Source organism: Pseudoalteromonas sp. S4492 (assembly GCF_005886115.1).
Lineage (GTDB): Bacteria > Pseudomonadota > Gammaproteobacteria > Enterobacterales > Alteromonadaceae > Pseudoalteromonas > Pseudoalteromonas gelatinilytica.
In genome coordinates, this window is record NZ_PNCP01000100.1 from 1 (window position 1) to 604 (window position 604).

The 604-nt window shown below is 40.7% G+C and carries 2 protein-coding genes; both read right to left on the minus strand.

The features are described from left to right. The coding region (locus tag CWC28_RS22750; protein ID WP_502704937.1) for a hypothetical protein at window positions 1-110 on the minus strand (110 nt) is incomplete at its 3' end. Window positions 111-151: 41 nt separating this feature from the next. Continuing rightward, on the minus strand, window positions 152-466 hold the full coding sequence (locus CWC28_RS20910; RefSeq protein ID WP_063699987.1) for a transposase: 315 nt from the start codon (window positions 464-466) through the stop codon (window positions 152-154). Window positions 467-604: the final 138 nt, after the last annotated feature.

The window sequence follows — 604 nt, forward strand, 5'->3', positions numbered from 1 at the left end:
AGAAACTTAAGTAACGAACTGTTCTCTTTATGGCGTGTGCTAGGTAATTGCTTTAACCATTTATAATACCCAGCTGGCGACACAGATAACCAACTGCACAACTTCTTCACTGTGCGTTTGGCATCTGTGACCTTGTGGATATATTCGAACCTTATTCTTTTAGGCTGTCGAAGTAGACCTTCGCCTTTTTTAAAACGTCATTCTCCAACTGAGCATCTTCGAGTTGCTTCTCAAGCTTGCGAATTTGGCGTTCTAAATCTGTGTATGACTTGTCTGGGCCTTGGTTCTTTAATGGCTTTGCTGTTTTCTTCTTCGAGGTCATATGACTTCTCCAACTTGATAGCATGTCAGGATGAATTCCGTATTTATTCGCGACCATCTTAACTGTATCTGTGGTGTCTAACGACTCTTGAACGACTTTTATTTTAAATTCGAGCGAATGTTTGCGATATGGTTTTACTTTCATGGTTACTGGCTCCAAAAAGGTGTCTACTTTTATGGAGTCAGATCATGGAATCTCGTGGAAACCATCGCGCGAAATAAATTTCACGCCTACGGTACTCCTTTACTCTTTCCCCTTGTAGCTCGCTAACTTGTTTTAAAT

Bases quoted from the DNA above. Each gene is read 5' to 3' on its own strand.
- CWC28_RS20910 (WP_063699987.1), bottom strand. From the start codon at position 466: ATGAAAGTAAAACCATATCGCAAACATTCGCTCGAATTTAAAATAAAA.